General features: G+C 52.2%; 22 protein-coding genes and 1 pseudogene. 9 read left to right on the forward strand and 14 right to left on the reverse strand.

Annotation, left to right across the window (positions count from 1 at the left end; translation table 11 throughout):
* Nucleotides 1-809 precede the first annotated feature (809 nt).
* From EAH77_RS21830 to parM, 10 genes are all read right to left on the reverse strand, one after another.
* Nucleotides 810-1,109 carry a hypothetical protein gene (locus tag EAH77_RS21830; RefSeq protein WP_140475052.1) on the reverse strand — a complete coding sequence of 100 codons (300 nt, stop codon included), beginning with the start codon at nt 1,107-1,109 and terminating at the stop codon, nt 810-812.
* Nucleotides 1,110-1,229: 120 nt separating this feature from the next.
* Entirely contained in the window at nt 1,230-1,676 is a 447-nt protein-coding gene (locus tag EAH77_RS21835) for a conjugation system SOS inhibitor PsiB family protein (protein ID WP_161985842.1), read from the reverse strand.
* 37 nt (nt 1,677-1,713) lie between these two features.
* Nucleotides 1,714-3,684, reverse strand: a complete 1,971-nt coding sequence (locus tag EAH77_RS21840) for a ParB/RepB/Spo0J family partition protein (RefSeq protein ID WP_140475057.1) — start codon at nt 3,682-3,684, stop codon at nt 1,714-1,716.
* A gap of 116 nt (nt 3,685-3,800) precedes the next feature.
* Entirely contained in the window at nt 3,801-4,046 is a 246-nt protein-coding gene (locus tag EAH77_RS21845) for a hypothetical protein (RefSeq protein ID WP_140475059.1), read from the reverse strand.
* Nucleotides 4,047-4,897: 851 nt separating this feature from the next.
* Nucleotides 4,898-5,122, reverse strand: coding sequence for a hypothetical protein (locus EAH77_RS21850; protein ID WP_140475061.1), 225 nt, complete (start codon nt 5,120-5,122; stop codon nt 4,898-4,900).
* Entirely contained in the window at nt 5,119-5,805 is a 687-nt protein-coding gene (locus tag EAH77_RS21855; RefSeq protein WP_140475063.1) for a DNA methyltransferase, read from the reverse strand. The genes EAH77_RS21850 and EAH77_RS21855 overlap by 4 nt, the downstream gene beginning before the upstream one ends.
* 538 nt (nt 5,806-6,343) lie before the next feature.
* Nucleotides 6,344-6,577 (reverse strand): hypothetical protein, encoded by a 234-nt coding sequence (locus EAH77_RS21860; protein ID WP_140475065.1) that lies wholly within the window; start codon nt 6,575-6,577, stop codon nt 6,344-6,346.
* 296 nt (nt 6,578-6,873) lie between these two features.
* Complete coding sequence (locus EAH77_RS21865) at nt 6,874-7,107, reverse strand: hypothetical protein (RefSeq protein WP_140475067.1); 234 nt, start codon at nt 7,105-7,107, stop codon at nt 6,874-6,876.
* Between the two features lie 37 nt (nt 7,108-7,144).
* A complete protein-coding gene (locus EAH77_RS21870; RefSeq protein ID WP_140475069.1) occupies nt 7,145-7,540 on the reverse strand; it encodes a plasmid partitioning/stability family protein in 396 nt (131 codons plus the stop codon).
* Nucleotides 7,541-7,558: 18 nt separating this feature from the next.
* Nucleotides 7,559-8,524 (reverse strand): plasmid segregation protein ParM domain-containing protein, encoded by a 966-nt coding sequence (gene parM, locus EAH77_RS21875; RefSeq protein ID WP_140475071.1) that lies wholly within the window; start codon nt 8,522-8,524, stop codon nt 7,559-7,561.
* 268 nt (nt 8,525-8,792) lie between these two features.
* On the opposite strand from parM, the gene umuD reads away from it, so the two are divergent.
* The 6 genes and pseudogenes from umuD to EAH77_RS21905 all read left to right on the forward strand — a co-directional run bounded on the left by umuD (nt 8,793) and on the right by EAH77_RS21905 (nt 13,755).
* Nucleotides 8,793-9,215: a translesion error-prone DNA polymerase V autoproteolytic subunit gene (umuD, locus tag EAH77_RS21880; protein WP_140475073.1), complete on the forward strand. Its 423-nt coding sequence runs from the start codon at nt 8,793-8,795 to the stop codon at nt 9,213-9,215.
* Nucleotides 9,215-10,488, forward strand: a pseudogene (gene umuC / locus EAH77_RS21885) (translesion error-prone DNA polymerase V subunit UmuC). The gene umuD and the pseudogene umuC overlap by 1 nt, the downstream one beginning before the upstream one ends.
* A gap of 496 nt (nt 10,489-10,984) precedes the next feature.
* Nucleotides 10,985-11,635 carry an AAA family ATPase gene (locus EAH77_RS21890; protein WP_140475075.1) on the forward strand — a complete coding sequence of 217 codons (651 nt, stop codon included), beginning with the start codon at nt 10,985-10,987 and terminating at the stop codon, nt 11,633-11,635.
* Between the two features lie 30 nt (nt 11,636-11,665).
* The gene (locus tag EAH77_RS21895) at nt 11,666-11,935 is read left to right on the forward strand and encodes a ribbon-helix-helix domain-containing protein (RefSeq protein WP_140475077.1); all 270 of its coding nucleotides are present in this window, start codon (nt 11,666-11,668) and stop codon (nt 11,933-11,935) included.
* A gap of 376 nt (nt 11,936-12,311) precedes the next feature.
* A complete protein-coding gene (locus EAH77_RS25840; protein WP_431306784.1) occupies nt 12,312-12,428 on the forward strand; it encodes an FRG domain-containing protein in 117 nt (38 codons plus the stop codon).
* 445 nt (nt 12,429-12,873) lie between these two features.
* Entirely contained in the window at nt 12,874-13,755 is an 882-nt protein-coding gene (locus EAH77_RS21905) for a RepB family plasmid replication initiator protein (protein ID WP_140475079.1), read from the forward strand.
* A 652-nt stretch (nt 13,756-14,407) separates the two neighbouring features.
* Here EAH77_RS21905 and EAH77_RS21910 read toward each other — a convergent pair.
* The 4 genes from EAH77_RS21910 to EAH77_RS21925 form a co-directional block, all read right to left on the reverse strand.
* Nucleotides 14,408-14,746, reverse strand: a complete 339-nt coding sequence (locus EAH77_RS21910) for a type II toxin-antitoxin system RelE/ParE family toxin (RefSeq protein ID WP_140475081.1) — start codon at nt 14,744-14,746, stop codon at nt 14,408-14,410.
* Between the two features lie 14 nt (nt 14,747-14,760).
* Nucleotides 14,761-15,030 (reverse strand): hypothetical protein, encoded by a 270-nt coding sequence (locus EAH77_RS21915; RefSeq protein WP_140475083.1) that lies wholly within the window; start codon nt 15,028-15,030, stop codon nt 14,761-14,763.
* 496 nt (nt 15,031-15,526) lie between these two features.
* On the reverse strand, nt 15,527-17,767 hold the full coding sequence (locus EAH77_RS21920; protein WP_140475085.1) for a KAP family P-loop NTPase fold protein: 2,241 nt from the start codon (nt 17,765-17,767) through the stop codon (nt 15,527-15,529).
* Nucleotide 17,768: 1 nt separating this feature from the next.
* Nucleotides 17,769-18,863, reverse strand: coding sequence for a transcriptional regulator (locus EAH77_RS21925; protein WP_241673512.1), 1,095 nt, complete (start codon nt 18,861-18,863; stop codon nt 17,769-17,771).
* 565 nt (nt 18,864-19,428) lie between these two features.
* On the opposite strand from EAH77_RS21925, the gene EAH77_RS21930 reads away from it, so the two are divergent.
* From EAH77_RS21930 to EAH77_RS21940, 3 genes are all read left to right on the forward strand, one after another.
* Complete coding sequence (locus tag EAH77_RS21930) at nt 19,429-19,758, forward strand: hypothetical protein (RefSeq protein ID WP_140475087.1); 330 nt, start codon at nt 19,429-19,431, stop codon at nt 19,756-19,758.
* Nucleotides 19,759-19,835: 77 nt separating this feature from the next.
* Nucleotides 19,836-20,660: a hypothetical protein gene (locus tag EAH77_RS21935; protein ID WP_140475089.1), complete on the forward strand. Its 825-nt coding sequence runs from the start codon at nt 19,836-19,838 to the stop codon at nt 20,658-20,660.
* Complete coding sequence (locus tag EAH77_RS21940) at nt 20,660-21,436, forward strand: site-specific integrase (RefSeq protein ID WP_140475091.1); 777 nt, start codon at nt 20,660-20,662, stop codon at nt 21,434-21,436. The genes EAH77_RS21935 and EAH77_RS21940 overlap by 1 nt, the downstream gene beginning before the upstream one ends.
* Nucleotides 21,437-21,443: the final 7 nt, after the last annotated feature.

Consider the following 21,443-nt stretch of genomic DNA (forward strand, 5'->3'; position numbering starts at 1 on the left):
GCCCCCCATCTTTCGGGTGGGGTAGTCGTGGCGGTTTTGCTGTTGACGTTATGTGTGTGCATGCTGCAATCCTCTTCAGGGTGAAAATTCATCTAACGGTATGGGTCTAGTGCGCGGCAAAGGGCAACGTTGCTCCACCGCAGGCAGCCGGAAAGGGGCGGAGACAAAAAGTTTTCGGACGGAACGGGAGAAAAGTTTTTGGCGGAGTTTATTTACCCCTTGGAGGATGACCAGGTGGTGCTACGTTAAGCCCTTCGCGTCTAGGCCATACGTTGGATGACGCACCTGAACAGACAGCATGCACACACCCGACGGCGAGGAACGCGCCGTCGACCTTAGCGGCCAGCGTCGCTGGCCAGTGTCTGTGCGGCGGCGAAGCCGGCTGCGGGGGTTGACCTGGCCGTTGCCATCAGACCCTAGTCGTAGGCCGTAACCCCGGAGGGGTTACGCGGAGCTTACCGGCTTGCCGGTTAGCGCAGTCGGGCTCGACGACCGGCCGCAGGTCGGGAGCCGAAGGGGGCCATGCCCTGGGGGTGACCTATGCTGGCGAAAACAATCAGAAAGAGATCGGGAAGGGCGAATACAGACTGGATCACGCACAGCAGCTGCACGAAGAAGAAGAGAGAAAGCCCGGAGAGAAAGAGAACGACGGGAAAGCAGGAGACAAGCCCCCGGAACAGAACGGAGAGAAAGGGCGGCGCAGCCGCCCCCTCACTCTGCATTGGGAGGGCGACGCCCGCCGGGGCATTTGAACGGGCTGCACAATGTCTCAGGGGGGCAAAGCGTTACGCACCCTGCCCCCCTGACCATCAGCACACCCTGATCTCTGGGTTATACACGATTTTGTAATCGGTATGTCCGTCGCCTTTTTGGATAACGTCCATGCGGACAACATTGTTCGCCGCGTGGTTCATGACCATCACCCGCTCAACGGCGGCGTATAAATCCTGCCCCTCTGCCAGCGGAAACCACAGGTTGGCATCGGCACCGGAGAGCGTCGGATGTGAGACAAAGTGAAAGCCGGTGCCAGTGTCCAGCCCGGCAACAATCAGAATGACGTGGGGGCGCAGCGGCGGGCGGGACGCCGTATCCGTTAACAGGTCAGTCATGGTTTACCCTCGTGGCGGTGAACGTGTGTCCCTTCATATTTACGCTGACGGTAACATCAGCGGGTTGCAACGTGATGAACCTCATGAGCACCGGCGCGGCGACGGCGGAAATAAGCGCATTCATACCGCCTCCCCCGCAACGCGCAGCGCCGCTGCCAGCACATCGGCGGTGCAATAGCCATTATGTATACACCCATCAACCCGCAGTATCACCCGCTCAAGAGCAGCCACGGCGTCATAATCGATACGCTCAGAAACAAACAGCCACGCGACGGACTGCCCCGCGTCAAACAGCAGTCCCATAGACCAGTACGGGGCATCCTCACCGCCGTGACCAAAGACCAGCCTGATGCCGGACGCCGCTGTCAGCACGCAGCAGGTGGAGATAAAACCTTCTTCACCGGGTTCGGGCACATCCACCGACCACGCCGCCGGTAGCTCGATATGTTGAAAAACGGAATCGGTAAACAGTTCGCGCACGTTGCCGCGCAGCGCTGCCGGTAAGTCCGCACCGGCGGGCTGGCATCCCAGCAGCGTTAACAGGAAAGGAGAGGGATTATTTTTCATGGTGTTGTATACCGCCCTTTCGGGCGGTATCTCCGTATCAGGCGGCATTCGCCGTGGCATCAGTGGACGGGATATCGCTCTGCGAGGTCTGCGTGTCGGTCACCGGCGCTTTCATCCATTCCGGCACCCAGCGCGTTTCCCCTATCGCTTTCTCGGCCAGCACGGCGGCTTCGCCCCGCTTGAGCTTCGCCGCCTCGACCGCCACGCCGCTCAGGCCGTTCTGATTCAGCACGTCAACAATCTGATCTTTGCTGATTTTGCAGAAATACCCCGCTGCGGTCGGCTGCCACCAGTCGCGTAAATCGAAATTCAGCGTACTTTCCAGCGCGTCCAGCGCACTGTCCTCCGTTTTGCCGTAAAGTCGCGCCTGAACGCCATCAATGCCGAACGCGACGCAGAATCCGAGCAGCATCGACACGTCAGCCTGCGGCCAGTCGAGAAGCCACGTAAAATGCGTCGTCCAGTCTTCGGGAAACGTTGAAAGTACCTTGTCTTTTTCCTGCTCAAGCCACTTAAATGCCTTGCCTTGCTCGCCGGAGAGTGACGCTGTCACCAGTTTTTCGCGCTCCACGGTCATATGGGCTTTCAGCGGCGACGCCTTACCCATTTTGCCGAAGGCCGAGAGGCAGTATTTCCACGTCAGCATCGCTAAACCGACGTGCGGCTGCTGGGAAAGCGCGGCCTGCATGGCCAGCGTCCGCTCGCTGGACAGGGCGGTGACTAAGGTCGCCGGAGCCTGATCCACGGCTTTTGGCGTCTCTTTGACCAGCGTGATCACGTTTTCTACCGGCGTTTCGACCGGTTCAAGCCTGCACACGCCGCGCTGGATATGCAGATAACCATTGTCATACGACACCACCACGCCGCCGGACGCTTTCTGTTCTTCCGTCCAGCCGCGACTGATTGCGCGTTCTTCAATGGCGTCAATTTGCGCCTGATAAACGGCGTCATCTTCCTCGGTTTCAAGCGCATCGCGCTGTTCGATCAGCACGTCCTGCGCGGCTTCTTCCCCTTCTGCGTAGACCGGTTCCGGTTCATCCAGAAAGCGATACGCCGTACGGTCGTCGCCACGAGAAGTTATGCCGTGCCAGCGGGAGAGGCTCCACGACCAGCCCTCCTGCGTCTGAATGGCCTGTGCCGCAGCCGCCAGTTTTTGCTCTGCCAGCGTGGTGAGCAGGGACTTGTCCACAAAACCCTCGCCGTTTTCGCCGCTGAACAGGTCTTCACGTACCACGCCGCCTGCGGCTTCATACGTCTCACGACCGACAAAGGCAAACAGGCTGTTATTGAGAATGCTGACCTCGCTTTGCACGATCAGGTTTTTAACGACGCTGGCAGACGGGGAATAATAGGTGTTCTTTGCACTTTCCCAGACCTCCACCTGCCGTTGCTGATCGTCTTCAAGGCACAGCGCCTGACAGATATCGAGGGTGATCTCGTCCTGTGCCAGCAATTTCAGCAGCGACGGTGCCAGATTGGCCATTTTCAGGCAGCGCTGCACATGGCGGCTTGAATACCCGAACAGTGCGCCGATCTGCGCCTCCGTTTTTCCCTCGGCGGCAAGGTCGCGGAAACCGACAATCTGCTCTGCCGGATGCATGACCTTATGATCACTGTTCTCCGTGATGGAGGCGGCGCGGGCGAGATCGTCAGGCAGACGCTTCACGGCAATGAGGGTGTCCGGCGTCACCTTCCCCTCTTCTAAAAGCAGATTAAGGCTGGTTAAACGCTTTCCGCCCGCCGCCACGCCGTTCATACCTTCCGGCAGTGCATGGATGACTAAGTTTTGCAGTAACCCGATAGCATGGATCGAGTCCGCCGTTTGCCGGATTTCCTTCGCCGTATACGGGACGGAGCGGACGTTCAGCGGGGAGATGACCAGCGAGGAAAGCGGGACAAACTCCATCTGCGCCTGCTCGAGCGCGGCTTTGAGCGCGTCGTTTACGGCTTTTGATACTTTATCGCTGGATTTTCTCGCGGTCGCTGTTTTAGTATTGTTGTCAGACATACGGTAACTCCTAATCAGTTATTGTGTGTTGTGCCGGTCTGGGAGTGTTCACCTCCCCTCCGGCGGATTAAAGCAGGGGAAACCCTGCTTTTTTCATTGATGCCTATCACCTCCCCTCATACGTTACGTCCCTTTTTCCTGAAAGCGTGGCGGATCACCTTTACCCATGCCTCTCCCGCTCCCCGAATAAAATAGGAATACGCATCAAGACGTGTGAATTTTTCACCATCATGAGCGTGAGCTTCCTGCGCACAGGCCACGTTGTAATGGCCTCGGTCAATAAGATGGCGAACGGTTTTCGCCCCCCATCTTTCGGGTGGGGTAGTCGTGGCGGTTTTGCTGTTGACGTTATGTGTGTGCATGCTGCAATCCTCTTCAGGGTGAAAATTCATCTAACGGTATGGGTCTAGTGCGCGGCAAAGGGCAACGTTGCACCACCGCAGGCAGCCGGAAAGGGGCGGAGACAAAAAGTTTTCGGACGGAACGGGAGAAAAGTTTTTGGCGGAGTTTATTTACCCCTTGGAGGATGACCAGGTGGTGCTACGTTAAGCCCTTCGCGTCTAGGCCATACGTTGGATGACGCACCTGAACAGACAGCATGCACACACCCGACGGCGAGGAACGCGCCGGCGACCTTAGCGGCCAGCGACGCTGGCCAGTGTCCGTGCGGCGGCGCAGCCGCCTGCGGGGGTTGAGGCTTGCCGTTGCCATCAGACCCTAGCCGTAGGCCGTAACCCCGGCGGGGTTACGCGGAGCTTACCGGCTTGCCGGTTAGCGCAGTCGGGCTCGACGACCGGCCGCAGGTCGGGAGCCGAAGGGGGCCAAGCCCTGGGGGTGATTTATCCTGGGAGAAATGACCAGAGGAATGCCGGAAAGAATGCGCACAGACAAAAAGACACACAGCGGCTGTACGACGAGAAAGAAAGAAAACCAGGAGAGAAAGAGAACGACGGGAAAGCAGGAGACAAGCCCCCGGAACAGAACGGTGAAGATAAACAAAAGTACAGAACGTTCAAATATCGGAACCCAGCCGTAGCTTTAAAGACTACAACACCCCGGAGAGTGGGCGCCGAAGGCGCCGCCCTCACTCTCCGGCAGGCGAAGCCTGGAAGGGGTTTCACGCATTTTAAACTGTCGCACCGGTGCCGATGTTGTACCTTCAGTCTTCGCGGGTCAGTAACAAGGCCCCCGCAGAGGCCATGTTGTTCCGACATCAGTCCCGGAAGGCGTGGTCAAGTTCGTTAACCTGTTTATAGATTTCCAGCATCTGCGCGCTGAGCTGGTTGATCACCTGACCGGCAAGGCGCTGCGTTAACTCTTCGCTGCCCCAGAAGTATTTTTTCTCGAACGCCCGGAACTGCTCGCGAAGTTCAAACGTTGCGTTTGCCAGCGCGGCGACGTCCACCCGCAGGTCGATATTGTCTGAATAGTTGCTCATGCCATGCTCCGGTGTTGCTGTGATGAAGCTGAGGCCGTTGCCACAGGGCGCACGCGCTGAAATTCGGCCAGACGGCGCACACCCGCCGCGTGATACTCCTCCATCAGCTCGATGCCAATCCAGCGGCGCCCGCACTGCGCGGCCGCCACGCAGGTAGATCCACTTCCACCAAACGGGTCGAGCACAATATCGCCCGGCTGCGTGAAGCATTCGATCAGCGGCCGCAGGGAAGACACCGGCTTTTCGGTCGGATGGTGCCGGTTCCCGGAATACGCCCACGGCATCACGTCCGGCAGCGGGTTTTCAGGCAGCGGCGGGCGGCCTTTGGCCAGCACGTAGGCACATTCATGCCGGTAGCCCACAAACGCCGATTTTGACGAATAGGCTTTGGTGAACACGAGGTGCCCGACAACCCGGAACCCGGCGGCTTTCCACGCGGCCATAAACTGGTCGATGCGGTTCCAGCCGTAAAAACTGACCGCCAGACTGTCATTTTTAAGCACCCGGAACATCTCGCGGCTGACCGGCAACAGCCAGTCACCCTGCTTATCGTTGGCAATGGAACGCCCGGAGCGGTCGGTAAACCCCACAAGGTAAGGCGGATCCGTCAGGATAAAATCGACGGAACGGGACGGAAAAGTTGACATAACCTGCTGACAATCACCCAACACAAAACGGGACATAGCGTCACTCCACATACAGAGAACCGGAACCGGCCGGCGCCGTGCCCCCACGACAGTCGGGCACAAAGCGGAGCTGGAAGGGCTGACGCGGAAGCCGCAGCGCCGACAGGAACGGGCTGAATGCACCGTGACTGGCGGTGACCGGGTGAGCAGGCAGGTTTACGCACCCTTACAGGCGAAGCGGCCCGGCTACAGTGCGGGCACGGGGTTGGCGCTAACATGAGGGAACATAAGGGATGACGCAGGAGGTGTTGAAACGCAGCGGCACCGCGAGGTGCCATGAATGTGGAGCAACGCGACACCCTTGGGCGGCAGGAGCCTCGCACAGGGTCGTCGCAGAACGGCCAGGCGACTTATCCCCCGCGAATACCGGAGTTACTCAGTGAAACTGTGGATAACCGAATGCGGTTTGAAAATGTGGCGGGAGTCTGCGACGACCGGCGCGGTATCAGGAATGAGTGGGAGCAGGACACCGGCCAGGCCGGCCCCCTGAGATCAGACGATTAGTGAGGATGATATTCTGTTCGTAGCCGGCAGATCAGCGGTGGCCACGATGCTCTTCCAGCAGATCAATCGCCTGCTGCATTACGCCGGCCGTATAGCTGTCTTCAATGATTTTCGCGTAAGTCAGCCGGTCGGCCAGGCATTCCACCAGGGTATCGTGACAGATTTCTTTACCTGTCAGAAAAATACGGGTCGCCGCGTCAGCGACGGCATCTTTGACGTCAGAGAAGAAAATCAGCTCTTTGGGAAAGCGGGGATTAATGACCATTTCATGCCTCCGGCGGGGTTAAATACCCCCCTTATCATGCGTCCGGGTTCCGATGCCGTCCAGCACGACCGGCCGTCGTCTTGAGAATGTCGAAAAGCGGTAAAAAAGTCCACCCTGTAAAAACCCGCAACGCTCGCCGCAGGCTCGGCTGAGGCGTACCGCAGCACCGCGAGGAACGAACAGCCGCGACGAGGAAGCGTCATATCGTCCGCAGCTGATGTGAAAACCGCACACTCCCGGCCTGATGTAGCCATAAAAAAACCGGCACGCAGGCCGGCGGAAAACGATGATCGGTTTTACTTACGGTTTTTCTTCCAGGTTTCAGAGGCCAGAAAGGCGGCGCGTACTACCACGATCGCCCAGCACAACTGCAAGAGTATCTTCAGGGGCACACTAAATCCGTCAAATATCAGCAACGGCACAATAAACAGGCAACTGATGAGAAAACACCACTCCGCCGCGCTTTTGCGCGCCCTGCCCGTCAGCGTCTCCAGTCCGATTATCCCTTTGCACAACAGCATCAATGACATTGTTCTCTCCATAAATCATCCGGCACGCCGGAGGGCTTCAGTCTTTTTTTAGCATGCGTTTGAAATTATTGCGGGCCTGCCCTTCCCCGTCCGCACTGCCGACGGGTTCCGGGAGCACGGAGGGCGCAGGCACCTGGCCAGCGCAGGCGGCAATGACGTCCTGAATGCTGGCCGTCGAGGGTTGCCATCCCGTCGTCTGCTGAATAATGCCCACCAGTTGGTCGGCGGTCAGCTGGCCATCGAACAGCATGGCCAGCAGATACGGCAGACGCTTATCCAGCTGGTATAACGCGCTTCCGCCCACGATCGCCGCCCGGAAGAATTCACCTCGTGTTCTCAGAGGTACTGACTCGATAATCTCCATCGCCCTGGCATCCTGACTATCATCTTCGGGATGCAAATAGACAGTCAGTCTCTTACGTTTGTCGGTCACGGATAGCGCTCCTTGGAATTAAAGTAAAACAAGTTCGCGAACCAACGCCGTCTGGGGTTCATTGACCACCACAATACGGTCGGGGGCCAGTTTCCAGGCACGGCGCACGGCAGCTTCAATCAGCGACGCCCCGCCACCCACCAACCAAACCCGATTCGCCTGGCGGTACGCCGACAGCTCATTGACCACCCGTTCCCCGAGTCGCTCGATGGACGAACTTATCATGTCCAGCACATAGTCCACTTTTGACTCATCGTTGACAACTGTGGCGGCAAACTCGCGGTCATGCCGTCGCTGTATCAGTTGATCAGCCACAAAGGCGCTGGTGTCGCTATTGGCCATACGCAGTGCCGTGAGTGTGGCCTGTGTCACCATCGATACGCCGATCGTAGAATTGCCCTGAATGGCACTGACATCTTCAAACTGCCCCACCAGGACACCGGCATCGAGCGTCGTTCCCCCCAGATCAATCACCAGTGAGGTTTCCAACGGCCCCACCCCGGCACGCTCCAGCGACGATATTACGGCAGGCAACGATTCCGGCATGACGTCAACGTGCTCGATGGTGAAGGTTTCGCGCTTGTTCAGCGTTACCGGCCGCAGCAGGTTGTCGATTTTCCGCTGTATGTTGGCCTCGTTATGCTGACAGTCGCTGGTATAGAACTCACTGATCGGCAAGGTTACTGTCAGACTCACCGGCTGTGGCGGCAAACCGCAGGTGAGCAGCGCATGGTGTACGGCCAACAGATTCGTGTCGCCATACTGGTATTCAATGTTGGTGGTACTGATCGCCTGATGGCTGACGCTGTCAAATGAGTACTTCAGCCCGTCAATTTCATAGTTGTACGTTTCACTGCTGCCGATCCCGGCAACTTTCCACCCGGCTTTAAACGAATTCGGGGAGACCGATGTAAAAATTTCATCGCCATCCCGCCATGCCAGCTTAACGTTTGTCGAACCGTCGTCACAACCCATTTTTCTCATAATGCACCCAATATATTCTCAATTTGAGAAATTATTTTAACGCAAAAAAGGCAATTAGCAATTACATTTCTCATATTGAGAATTTTAAAATTCTCAAAATATCACCAAATTGGTCTAACTTGAGTTTCCTGCCAAATAATCAGTACAGAAATTTTTTCCGCCTGAGAAAACAGAGAGCTAGTTAAAAGAGGCAATGCGGGGCTTGCAAGTCGGAATTTTCACAACAATAATACTGTAATTATATACAGTATTATTAAAAGGAGTTGCCATGCTACACATCACTCCCGTCGCCATTGACCCGGTGAAGGTTTCGTTGCCTCTGTTTATTGAACGATGCCCCGCCGGATTTCCCAGCCCTTGTGCCGACTACGCCGACGCGGAACTGGATCTGAACGATTACTGTATAAAGAAAAAATCCTCCACGTTCTTCATCCGGGCGATTGGAAACTCTATGAACGATATCGGCTTGCACAGCGGTGACCTTATGGTCGTGGATAAGTCAGAAGAACCGCATCACGGGGATATTGTGATCGCGGAGATTGACGGCGAGTTTACGGTAAAACGCCTTCTACTGACGCCCCGCCCTGCGCTCCAGGCTATGAATCCGGACTATCCGACACTCTATCCGGAGAACCTGCAAATTTTTGGGGTTGTTATGGCTTTTGTGCACAAAACCCGTGGAGGTGAATGATGTTTGCCCTGGCGGATGTGAATTCTTTTATGCAAGCTGCGAAGCGGTTCTTAACCCAACACTTCGCGGCAAGCCATTGATAATATTGAGCAATAATGATGGGTGCTGTGTGGCGCGATCCGCAGCAGCCAAAAAATTAGGCATAAAAATGGGCATGCCGTGGTTTCAGATCCAGCAGATGTCATTCCCTGAAAAGGTGTACGCATTCTCCAGCAATTATTCCTTATACCACTCATTTTCCCAACGAGTCATGAGTCATATTGAGGAACTTTCGCCACGCGTGGAACAATACAGCGTGGACGAAATGTTTATTGATATCAGTAACATCGATAACTGCATGGATTTTGAAGCCTTTGGCCACCAGTTGCGCGCGCACGTTCTGAAGGGGACTGGCCTGACAATCGGTGTAGGGATGGGACCTGGCAAAGTTTTGGCAAAAGCAGCTCAGTGGGCCTCGAAGGAATGGCCACAATTTAAGGGAGTGCTGGCTCTCACGCCTGGTAATCCCCGGCGTACAGAAAAATTGTTATCGTTGATGCCCGTTCAGGAAGTCTGGGGCTGCGGAAGCCGGATTTCGAAAAAGCTGAACCTGATGGGGATTCAAACCGCCCTGCAGCTCGCTCGCGCGAATCCCACTTTTATCAGGAAGAATTTTAGCGTTGTCCTGGAAAGGATATGCAGGGAACTGAACGGCGAAAGCTGTATCAGCCTGGAGGAAGCCCCTCCCGCCAAACAGCAAATTGTCTGTAGCCGCTCTTTCGGCGAGAGGATCACAACCTATGAGGCCATGCGTCAGGCCGTCTGCCAGTATGCCGAACGGGCAGCAGAAAAGCTCAGAGGTGAAAATCAGTACTGCCGGCATATTTCCGTTTTCGTGAAAACATCACCTTTCGCAGTCAACGAAATCTATTACAGCAACGTGGCCACTGAAAAACTCACCACACCTACACGAGACACCCGCGATATTATAGCGGCCGCAATGAAGGCGCTCGATCGCACCTGGGACCATGGCCGCCGGTACGCAAAGGCCGGAATAATGCTCAATGATTTTACACCAAACAGTGTGTCACAGTTGGATTTGTTTGATGAAGTTCAGCCCCGCCCTGCCAGTGACTCGTTGATGCACGTTCTCGATGGCATCAATAATTCTGGCCTGGGAAAGGTATGGTTTGCGGGGCGAGGGATTGCGCCCGAATGGCAGATGAAACGTGACATGCTCTCCCCTTCTTACACAACAAGATGGTCGGATTTACCGGTTGCCTCGATTCGTTGACCCTTCTCTATCTGCGTGTAAATCTTATCGACATAACGATATTAAATAAAAATCAATATGATTGTAAAATCATACATTTTTAATGTTGTAATGATATTAAAATAACTTACATACCATTAATCCATCTCAACATTTAAAATCTGGATGGTACTTTTGCTCTGCCCACCCCCTTCCCACAGCATGGTCTGACGGGAGTTTTACGCTTGGCCTAATTTTAAATAGTACTTTAAACACTAGGGCTATCAAAGAGACACATAAGTAGAGAAAGAGCGACTCTAGTGCAATAGCAATTGCATCTAGCTCAGTTAACCCATGCAAGAAATTTCTCTTTAAGTAGCCACCAATCACTTATACATCAAAAACAAATCATATTCATATTAAAATGATATCATTTTATGAAAATTATCAGAAAAAAAGCTGGTTTAAAAGGATATTTTACTGCTAGTATAAAAACATCATAAGCACAGCATTTTAATATTAAAATGAGGGTAAAAACATGATTCTTACAGTTGGAAATACTAAAGGTGGTGTAGGGAAAACAACACTTGCAGTGAATATTGCTGCCGCCAGAGCCATGCAAGGCCGTGATGTCCTACTTATTGATGCTGACCGGCAGGAGACAGCACAGACGGCGATCAGCATAAGAGCACAAAACGATATCCAACCAGGTATCGCATGCTCGGCTTATGCCGATGGCCCGATTCTGCGCTCACAACTTATGCAGCAAAAAGCAAAGTATGATGATGTGATCATTGATGCCGGCGGCAGAGACTCAACAGCATTGCGTGCAGCACTCGTTTTAACAGATGTCCTTTTAGTTCCCTACCGCCCAGGCAGTTTTGATGTATGGGCTTTGCAGGACATTTCGGACCTAATTACAGAGGCACGTAGTGTGCGGGACGGGTTGAAAGCTTACTCAATCATTAACGTTGCCGATGCAAATCGTAACTCAATAGACAACAGAGAAGCTGCAGCCATCTTTACCGATTACCCGGAGCTTGAATTTATCCCTGATCATATAGTTGGACGTAAAGCATTCTCTAATGCTGCGGGTTCAGGCCAATGCGTCTTTGAATACAAGCCACAAGATGCTAAAGCAAATCTGGAACTTACCACCCTCATAAACATCCTATTTAACAATCAATAAAATATTATATTAATATTAAGGTGATATGAAATGGCAATTACCAAACCACCAAAAAAAACATATGAAGCCAATGCTAAACTCGATGCTTTCATCGAAGGTGCTCCAGATGGCCAGTCAGCCAAAAAGAAAGGTGTAATCAAAGGAAAAAAACAACAAATCACACTGACTATTACCCCTGACATACTGAGTCAGTTAGATCAAAAAGCTGAAGATTTAGGTCTATCGCGCGCGGCCCTGATCAACATAGGGATCCGGCATGTACTTAATGAAGGCGCAATGATTGGTGGTAAGAAAGACTAGAGGATGGTTCTCTATCGTTTCTTTTAACACCTAAAATACTATCATTATGATATTAAATTGATTGTTTTTTAAACTCGTAATAATTGTTAAACAAGTGCATAAAACTCAGACTGTGTTCTTTCGTGAAATATACACCCCCAATAAATTTAGCCAGATTTTGGAAATTATTGATGACCATTCGGGTGACAGACGAAGTGTATACATGTTGAGAGGGCAGGGTGATGTGAGTTGGGCAATACATAGTTCAGCATATCGCCGTTTATTGAAAGAAAGACGCTGGGAAGAGGCACCTTCTGAGGTGACGATACGTGATTATGAAAGAGATCTGTTACTTAACGCTTAGCATCAGGGTTATGGCTATGAAAATGGCAGGAAGTTGGCTGATTTTGAGTTACTGGCAAAGCTTCAACACCATGGTGCTGCAACAAGGTTGATCGATGTATCAAGAAATATGTTAAGGCATTCCTGGCGATTGGTCTTACGTCTGAAATGAAAAGCGTTTGTTTAAGAGTAGCTTTGATGTACGCCAGTTAACTTTGTTTCCTTGTATCAACGGTTTAGTTTACGCCAATAGTGAAAATTTTGGACGTTACAGCCACGAAAGATGGTGAATGAAATGGATAAGAACCCTTTAACCCGTATCGCACTGAAGAAAGGATCTAGTCAGAGTCTTCAGGATCAATAAGTTATCCACATATGCACCTGGTATTACAATTCTTAAGATCATAATAAGATCATATTAAATTAAAACAGATTACCAGCCTCGTATTCTATTGAAAACATTAATTAAATCGGTACATTGAGCGGTTACTTTCATAAAAAAAGCGGTTACTTTCATAAATTTAGCGTTTACTTTCATAATAAAGGCGGTTATTTTCATAACCTTTAGGCGGTTACTTTCATAAATAGTTCTCAAATTTCAAATATGGTGTGGATAAATGGAAAACTCTAATGATATCAATCCACCAGAAAGCCCATTTGCGATAATCAAGAAAGATTCAGGCACAGCTTATGAACTGATTCCGAATAGCAGCAAAACAGTCCAGCCTGTAGCACTGCTTAGACTAAGCGTGTTTACCCCTGTTTCACCAAAGGAAAAGGGGAAGCGGGAATTCCTCATAGATGCCTCAGAGGAACTTTCCAGCTTAGAAGTTGCAAGGCAGGAAGGGTATACAAATATCAAGATTCAGGGCGCAAAGCTTGGTATGTCCACAGATTTTAAAACGTGGATAGGGATCATCTCAGCCTTTTCAAAGTACGGTTATTCTAGTGAAAAGATAAGCTTACCGTTCTCAGAGTTTGCACGGATGTGTGGTTTAAAGCCCACAGACATCAATGGACGTGCCAGAACGCGTCTCAGCGACTCTCTGTTCAACTTATCAAGCGTGACGCTGGCATTTCGCAGCAAAGATGGCAAACGCTCCCTGGTGACGCATCTGGTACAACGTGCGGTACTAGATATGGACGCTGATTTGGTTGAAATTGTTGGGGACCCTAGTCTGTGGGAACTCTACAGATATGATCACAAGGTTTTGCTTGGTCTAAAAGCCCTTTCAGAGTTATCCCGTAAAGAAGCAGCTCAGTCCCTATATGTGTACTTTGAAAGTATGCCCCCATCTACATTGTTTGTTTCAATGAAACGCCTCCGGGAGCGTCTGGCGATGGAATCGCAAGTAAAAGACCAAAACGCGACCATCCGCAGGGCAATGACTGATTTGAAGAAAATCGGCTACATAGACTACACAGAGACGAAAAAGGGGAGGGAGATCATGTTCATCATCCATACCCGCTCTCCAAAGCTTGGGCTCGCTTCTTCATAAAAGCGGTTACTTTCATAATACACTGCAAAAAAGGCGGTTACTTTCATAAATGGCATACGTTAAGCGGTCACTTTCATAATTTACAGCGCAATTTGCGCTGGGCACCGACATTTATGTATGAATTATGTACTGGCCATGATGTATTCTTATGAAAGCAGCATCTCTTTTCAGAGGGATTATGAAAGTAACCGCTTTCCATTATGAAAGTAGTCACCTTATACGTATGGAATGAAATTAACATTAGATTCAAATGATTTTTAATTAATATTAAAATAATATCATATTGATAGTTTTCAATTTAGATTATGCATCTCTTCACTATCGCGTTAATGATTTGAAAGTAGGGGATTTTCTTTCAGATGGCGGGTAATAGGATCACTTCAACAAACCTCGAACAGTCGAGCCTTATAAAAACAGAACCCATTATCTTGTGATGTAGTGTATAAAAAGCTAAAAAGCATTTTCCTAGTAGCGTTCACATTATTAATTGAGGTCTTGTAATGTCAGATGATGATGTTTCCAAACATGAGACAGCCGTAATCCTAATGACCTGCATCCAGGATTCGATACAACGCTCAGTTAGTAATGTCGGATCCTGACCCGCTCCCTTAAAGCAGGCATAAAAAAGCCCGGTATAACCGGGCATTGAGCATCATTTCAGAATGTTATAACGGTAAAGCAACTTCCCAAAATCTTGTTTCATACTAACAAAAAGCAGTATCTCAATATTCGTGCCGTCAAAATCGTAGAGCACTCGATACTCACCTTCTACATCAAGCCTTTCACGCAACATCAAACCGCGATCTGAAAGGTATGCGTTGAAGCGATACCTCTGAGGATCTTCAGTAATGTTAGCAACAGATTCTGTCAGTAGGTTATCGACGAAACTCGCAGCCTGATGCTGCCCGATCGTTCCACTTTTATATGATTCAATATCTTCCAGGCACTGCTGCGCCATTGGCGCGACTACAACTGAAAACTGATTTGACACTCAATACCTCACTATTATTTTCTTGCGGCACGTAGCCTCCCTAAGACATCTTCGGGGGTCATGCCTTTGCCATCTGCTATTTCCTTTTTAGCCATCATTGCCAGCTTAAAAAGGGCATTTATATTTCTTTCCTGCTCAATTTCTCTCAGTTCTACCTGACGTTCTGCAGCGGTCTGAATGAAAAGCTCTGCGACACCATTTTTTGTTACATACATACCCCCCTCAAAAATTTGTGCATTTCCAAGACTGTCTCTGGCAAGTTTCTGTGACATGGTCTGAGTCATATTTTTTTCCACTTAAAGTGAGATCTACTGGCGAGAACAGTAATCTCGTTGCTCCTCGGATAGGGCTTTGCAGAATTGCTAAGCTGGTTTCTCGCTCGCGCGACTTGTGCGCATTGTAAGATTATAACACCTCGGGGTAATATCGTGTACATATTTGTACACTCCAGGTCTCGACATGAGCAGATACGGTAAAACGCCCATCGCGACAAATGGCTTTCGGCACACACTCACGCCGTATAGGTAGGTGGGGAGAATAGGCAATAGAGAGTGGAATAAGCGCTCCGTAATATGAACGGGTGGATTGCGCGCCTAACGGAGCTGATGGATGATGTCTGGAATGCTAACAGAAATAAAGTATTGGCAAGACCATAAAGGACATATCTGAAAGTTATTAATCCTGCATCATTTGGTTCATGGCGGATAAGCGACTCCGCCACCGGCTGAAGAGCAGGGCGTGGTGACCGGGTGGTAATAAAAAACTTTCCGGCCAAGGGCATTAAAATCGAGCGTGCGCCTGGGAAGTCCTGATTTCCGTTATGACTTCTGGATATTGCCCCCCAGCCTCTATGCGAGCAAGCCGTTGTTCAATTACCTCCTCGTCGCCGAGAAATTCACTCAGGCCGGAGAGGTCAAGACTCAGATAACGACCTGTGGCACTGCTTATACCACGACCTCTTAAGCGCAAAAGCAGTTGCACCAGCCCCTCATCGGTTTGAATGACCTCTTCAGCCCACGTCCTGACGCGTTCGACGTTATCGATATCTCTCCAGGCATAAAGATACGACAGTAGGTCGTTCGTTTCTAAAAGAAGGGTCAAAATTTCATCCTGGTTCAGCCGTTCAGCAAGCCTTGGCAATACTGCTCCCAGTTCTTCGTTTAACAACACCCGATCATCCATCGACGCTGGCCGGTCGCCGACCAGCCCGTTTTGCCACATAAGATGCCGCACATACATTGCAATCCATGACCAGGCGGTCCCCTCGACACAAATATCCTGAAGGAAGGTGATTGTGGCTGCCCTGTTTACCTCACACATTCTTTGTATTAACCGGTCTACAACGCCGTCTATATTGAGGTCATACGCCGCAAACCAGACGTTGAGTTGCTGAAAGCGCTGTATAACCGTATCGCCGTAGTTAAAGAAAAATCTGACCAAACCTTCACAGGCTGCCGCACTTTGCGCGGCCACCATCGCCGGAGAAAGCTGGCTAAGAATGTGTTCGAACCAGGTGCGGGAGGACACATTGTTGCTGTTAATTCTTCCCAGTAGCAATTCCGACATAGCCCCCTGGCGTGTAGGATCCTCTGCCTGACGGAACAGGTCATCAAAAAACGCCGGAGGTAGCACATTCTGAGGGGAGGAAAAGGAGAAGTAGTAACGCCAGTAGGCACCGCTGCCAAGGCGCTTACCCGCCGTCATCTCGGCGCGCTCCTGATCCCCTATGGGAGAAAAAAGCGTCATGTTTTCGACGTTAGAGCCTAAAATTCCGGGCACCCAGCCATTTAGATAAAAAGGCTTGCGCGCCGTTGAAGGTGGGAAATGGCTCAGGTGTTCTATCAGCTTCGTTTTCAACTCCGTCTTCTCTTCATCACCGACGCTACCGTCGCGTGATTCCACAACAGCACGCTCCGTCAGATACTGCTCTATCCAGTCATACAGGCCAGCGTTACTGATACGAATAAGCTGCAGCAGACACAAATCGGGCAGGTAGACGTAATCGCGCACTCCGCCGTAGCGAAATCTCAGTATATTCAGAACCAGTTTCACCTCTCGCGGCGTGGACAACGCGCCGCCGTAGACATCCGTCACGCGCGTAAGGTCGCCCAGCAAGTCCTGTTCGGGACCGTGACCATTAACGTCCTGATAGAGGTCAGTCACGCCGCTGATGAATTCCCGCCGCAGGCTAAAGGCCTCCGGACGAGGCAGGCTGATTGAAATCTGCACGATTTTTTGCAGGTAGGCGGCGCCGTCCGTCACCCCCAGACCGGTCTGAATGGCATGGGCCAGCACCGCTTTGTCGTAAGACAGGACGTAGCGAAAGCGGGGAAAATCTGCCACGGATTTCACCAGGCGAACGATCTCCACCGCCTGAGCGGGTTCCAGCCGATCCAGGTCGTCCATTACGACGATAAAACTCAGGTCCAGGTCAGTAATTTTCTCGCCAATCTCGGCGCGCAACTCGGCGGTTGTCTTTCTGTTGGTCAGAAACTCCGCGTCTGAGTAAGCCTTCAGTGCCCCGCTGGCGTTGGGCATGCCGGGTACCAGCGCGGCCATCTCGGCCACGGGTCCCAGGTGGCGGGCGGTCGACTGGCTGTAGCGTAATACTTTGCACGCCGTATCTGTCAGCGTTTTTTTTCGCTTCAGGCGTTTGAGCGCTGGGGCCGATAACGCGCGCTTCTCTTCTTCCGCAATAATGGCCGCGACCGGCAACAGCAGGGATTCTACGGGGCTCATACTCCCACCATCGAGCCAGGGTGACACGGACAGCACAAAGGTTCGCTCAGGTAGCCCGGCCTCGAGTTCGAAACGCAATAAGTTGAGTAGACTGGTTTTACCTGAGCCCCAGGCGCCCTCAATGCCGATCACGGCGCTGCCGTCCCGGCCTAACCCCTCGATGGCATGTGCCAGCTGCTTCGCGACGTGGGTAAACCCATACCGGTCTTCGCCGGGACTCTGCACGGCGGCATCGAGGCCTGCGCTGAAACGTTCGCCGTCTCCTGTCTGCTCATCTGTCATGTTATAAATCTCCGTACAGCGAGCGTAAAGCCTCCACGGCGCTGGCCAGGGCGCCCGTATCCACCCGCTCCGTCAGCTCCCGGACCAGTTCGCCGAACGCCTCGGCTGGCACAAACACCCGCAGCGCATCAAAACCCAGGATCGCGTCCTGATGCGCAGTCCCCGGCAGGGCCAGGCTGATATGGGCACCTTCGCTGTAGCGGCGCACCGCCTCCGGCGTGGTGCGATAGACGTTCAGCAGGCGGTAAAGTTCCGCGAACTCCCTCCAGCCGAACGGCATAACAAAGTTGCTGCCGGTCAGAACCAGATACAGGCGCGGCACCTCATCACCAACGGCGGCGGGCAAGTCACCGCGCTGGCCGTCGACCCGGATGTCGAACCGCAGGTCACCGGCGGAGAAGGTGTCATTCATTTCCCGCACCGACGGGCGCACCTCCCGGATAAAGGTTTCGCGCTGCCCGAAGGTCCACTGCCGGGTGCGCATCACCAGCGGAAAGATCTGCTGCAGGCGCGCCGGCGTGAAGACGCGGGCCAGCACGTCGTCAGGATAATCATTCAGCGAAAAGCAGCCAGACGCCAGCGGCCGCATCAGATATTCCGCATAGCCGGGATCGACGGCGCGGCTCATTTCACGCATAAAGCGCGCGGCCTCTTCCTGCCAGTTCTCGGTCGCAAACTCAAAGGTGCGCTTAATGTAGTGGCTGTCCACCGGCAGCCCGTGCTCTGCCTGCCAGACCAGCAGCTCAAAGCTGATGTTCAGCAGCGTTTCCAATACTGGCCACCTGACAAATTCCTTTGCGCTGGCGTCGCGGTAGGCCTGATGGGCAAGATCCGTCATAAAGCGCAGCTCGGCGCGGCGCAGCGCCTGGCGGCCAAAGGTTTCTCCGAGGACAACTTTGCGGTACAGCTGCTGCACCGCCTCGTCCGGTCGGGTAACCAGCTGTAGCCAGTCGTCATCCGGCGCGCTGGTTTGCAGGGAGACGTCAAGAAAACGCTCGGCCAGGGCGTTGACCGAGGTCTTTTCCGTGACAGCACGGTTTTTCAGCGATTCGATGAGTTTTTTAGGAAAGCGGAGTGTTAACTGGCTGAGCATCATTTTTTTCCTGTCATTGACGTAGCTATTTTAGCCTCACGATCATTAAGCGCCTTCATTGCAAATAGTGTCAACTATTGAAAATGAAATCATTCCATAAAATGACATCATGTCATTTAAATGAAGGTTCATCACATTCCTTTCATTTTTTCTTGTGAGATCCGCTTTCTGGCATTACCGGATCTCGCCTTTCAGCCCGGCTGCCGTTTCCCCGAAAAACACATCATGGAGTATCTCTGGTGATACTAACTCCCGTACATGTTGTGTTTTTTGCTTGCACTGTGACGGGGATATCGACCCCGAAAAGGGCGGCTTTGCTTATTTCCTCGCCGTGGTACACTTCCGGAAAGTGTGAATATGCCAGTAAATCGGATCACGCAGGAATGGCGAAACGGTAATTGTGCGACGTGATTATATGTCTGCTTATTATCAGATTGGTGACATTCCCGACAGTAAAAAATAAGCCTGAGAATATTCAGGCAGGGTGACTGACTCAGGATTGTGCGCAGTTAGATCTCCCGCAGATAGTAATTACTCTTAGTGACTATTTTTATGGGGATCACTTTTGATGGACGGTAAGAAAATAGTTGATATGACCAACATGTATAGATCGCTGACGAAACTAGGTCACCAGCGTATCTGGTTGCGAATCATCATCTCAGGCGATCTATTCATAGTTACTTTCGAAAGCAGACGTCTTGCTCGTTTTGATCGTAGTTTGGGTACATGGCGTTTCGTGAAAAATGCTGATTTGGTGGACGACTACCCTCTGGGCAGCGTGCCAGATGGAGAAGGGTTAACAGAACTGCATGAAAAGGATGAGCTGCTTTTCAACCTGACGATTTGTGAGGAGGATGTTGTTTGTCTGCGTTCATACCTAGCGACGCTTAATGGTTGATATTGTCAGTTGCATACCATCAATAACTGTTGGTGGGATTTCCCGTTTATAGAGTCACACAGAGAGGTACTTGTGTTATGGCAAGCATGAAAGACTCGATGTTTGATATTGAAGCTGAACGCTTTGATAAATGGCTTGAGGAAAATTATCCGGATGTTGTACCTGACTCTGAAGAGTGGGAGCAGGCTACGAATCTATATTACTGGGAGCAGGATGCGCTTGCAGATCAGGCTCAGTGGGATCATGAACACGGTCTGTTTGTGGCTTCCCTGAGCAATGTTCATCAACGTTACCTGCACGCAAACCAGGAACTGAAGAAGTTGTGGGCCTTACTTGATAATCCACAGCCGGAACTTGTATACCGGATGTCCTTCGTCCATGCCGTGACGGTCATGGAGGCGTACCTGATGTACTGTGCCAGGGCGCTGCTGGAGTACGACCGGCCGCTCAGACGCTTTCAGGATGAGTATTACCTGAAGTCGAATACCAAACGTATTAAAAATACAGACAAGCAGGCTGCCCGCGAGATGTCGCTTTCCCTTTTCCGGCCTGCTGCGAGAAATTACGTCTCCGGCATGACGTTTCACAACGTCAAAAAAATTGAGCGCTATTTTGGCACTGTGCTGCATGTGCCGCCCGTCTGGCCTCTCACGCCTCTTGGCATCATCACGCAGTGGCGCAACGACCTGGTCCACCGGAATGGTGTGGATGAGCAGGATGTGCCGCTCGCTTTATCACCGCTGCAGCTACAAAACGCCCTGCAGAAGGTTTATGAACTGATATCTGCGGCTAACATTTCAATGCGGCAGGAAGTGGATTTATTCGGTGACGGCCGTACGGAAGAAAACAGAGAAATTATTGCTTCAGCGCTTAACATATCTTCAACCAGAGACGCATCCTGATGACTGGACTCATTACCCTGGGGCAGCAGTCTTTCCCTGTCGCTCAGTTACCCGTGGCCATCGACTATCCCGCCGCGCTGGGACTTCGCAAGATGGCCCTAGTCCAGGACGACCTGCCGAAATACCTGCTGGCCCCGGAGGTGAGCGCGCTGCTCCACTACGTGCCGGACCTGCACCGCAAGATGCTGCTGGCGACGCTCTGGAATACGGGTGCGCGCATTAACGAAGCGCTGGCCCTGACCCGGGGGGATTTTTCCCTGGCACCGCCTTATCCGTTCGTGCAGTTGGCGACGCTCAAGCAACGCGCAGAGAAAGCGGCGAGAACGGCCGGGCGGGCACCCGCCGGCAGCCAGGCACTTCGCCTGATCCCCCTCTCTGATCACCTGTACGTCAGCCAGCTACAGATGATGGTGGCCACGCTGAAAATTCCGCTGGAGCGACGCAATAAGCGAACCGGTAAGACCGAAAAGGCGCGCATCTGGGAGATCACCGACCGCACGGTGCGCAGCTGGATTAATGAGGCGGTAGACGCGGCCGCCGCCGACGGCGTGACGTTCTCGGTGCCGGTGACACCGCACACCTTCCGGCACAGCTACGCCATGCACATGCTGTACGCCGGTATTCCGCTCAAGGTGCTGCAGAGCCTGATGGGTCACAAGTCGGTCAGCTCGACAGAGGTGTATACGAAGGTATTTGCGCTGGACGTGGCGGCCCGCCATCGGGTGCAGTTCTCCATGCCCGGAGCCGACGCTGTAGCTATGCTGAAGCATCGGTGATGAAGAT

The organism is Ewingella americana, from assembly GCF_006438725.1.
Lineage (GTDB): Bacteria > Pseudomonadota > Gammaproteobacteria > Enterobacterales > Enterobacteriaceae > Ewingella > Ewingella americana_A.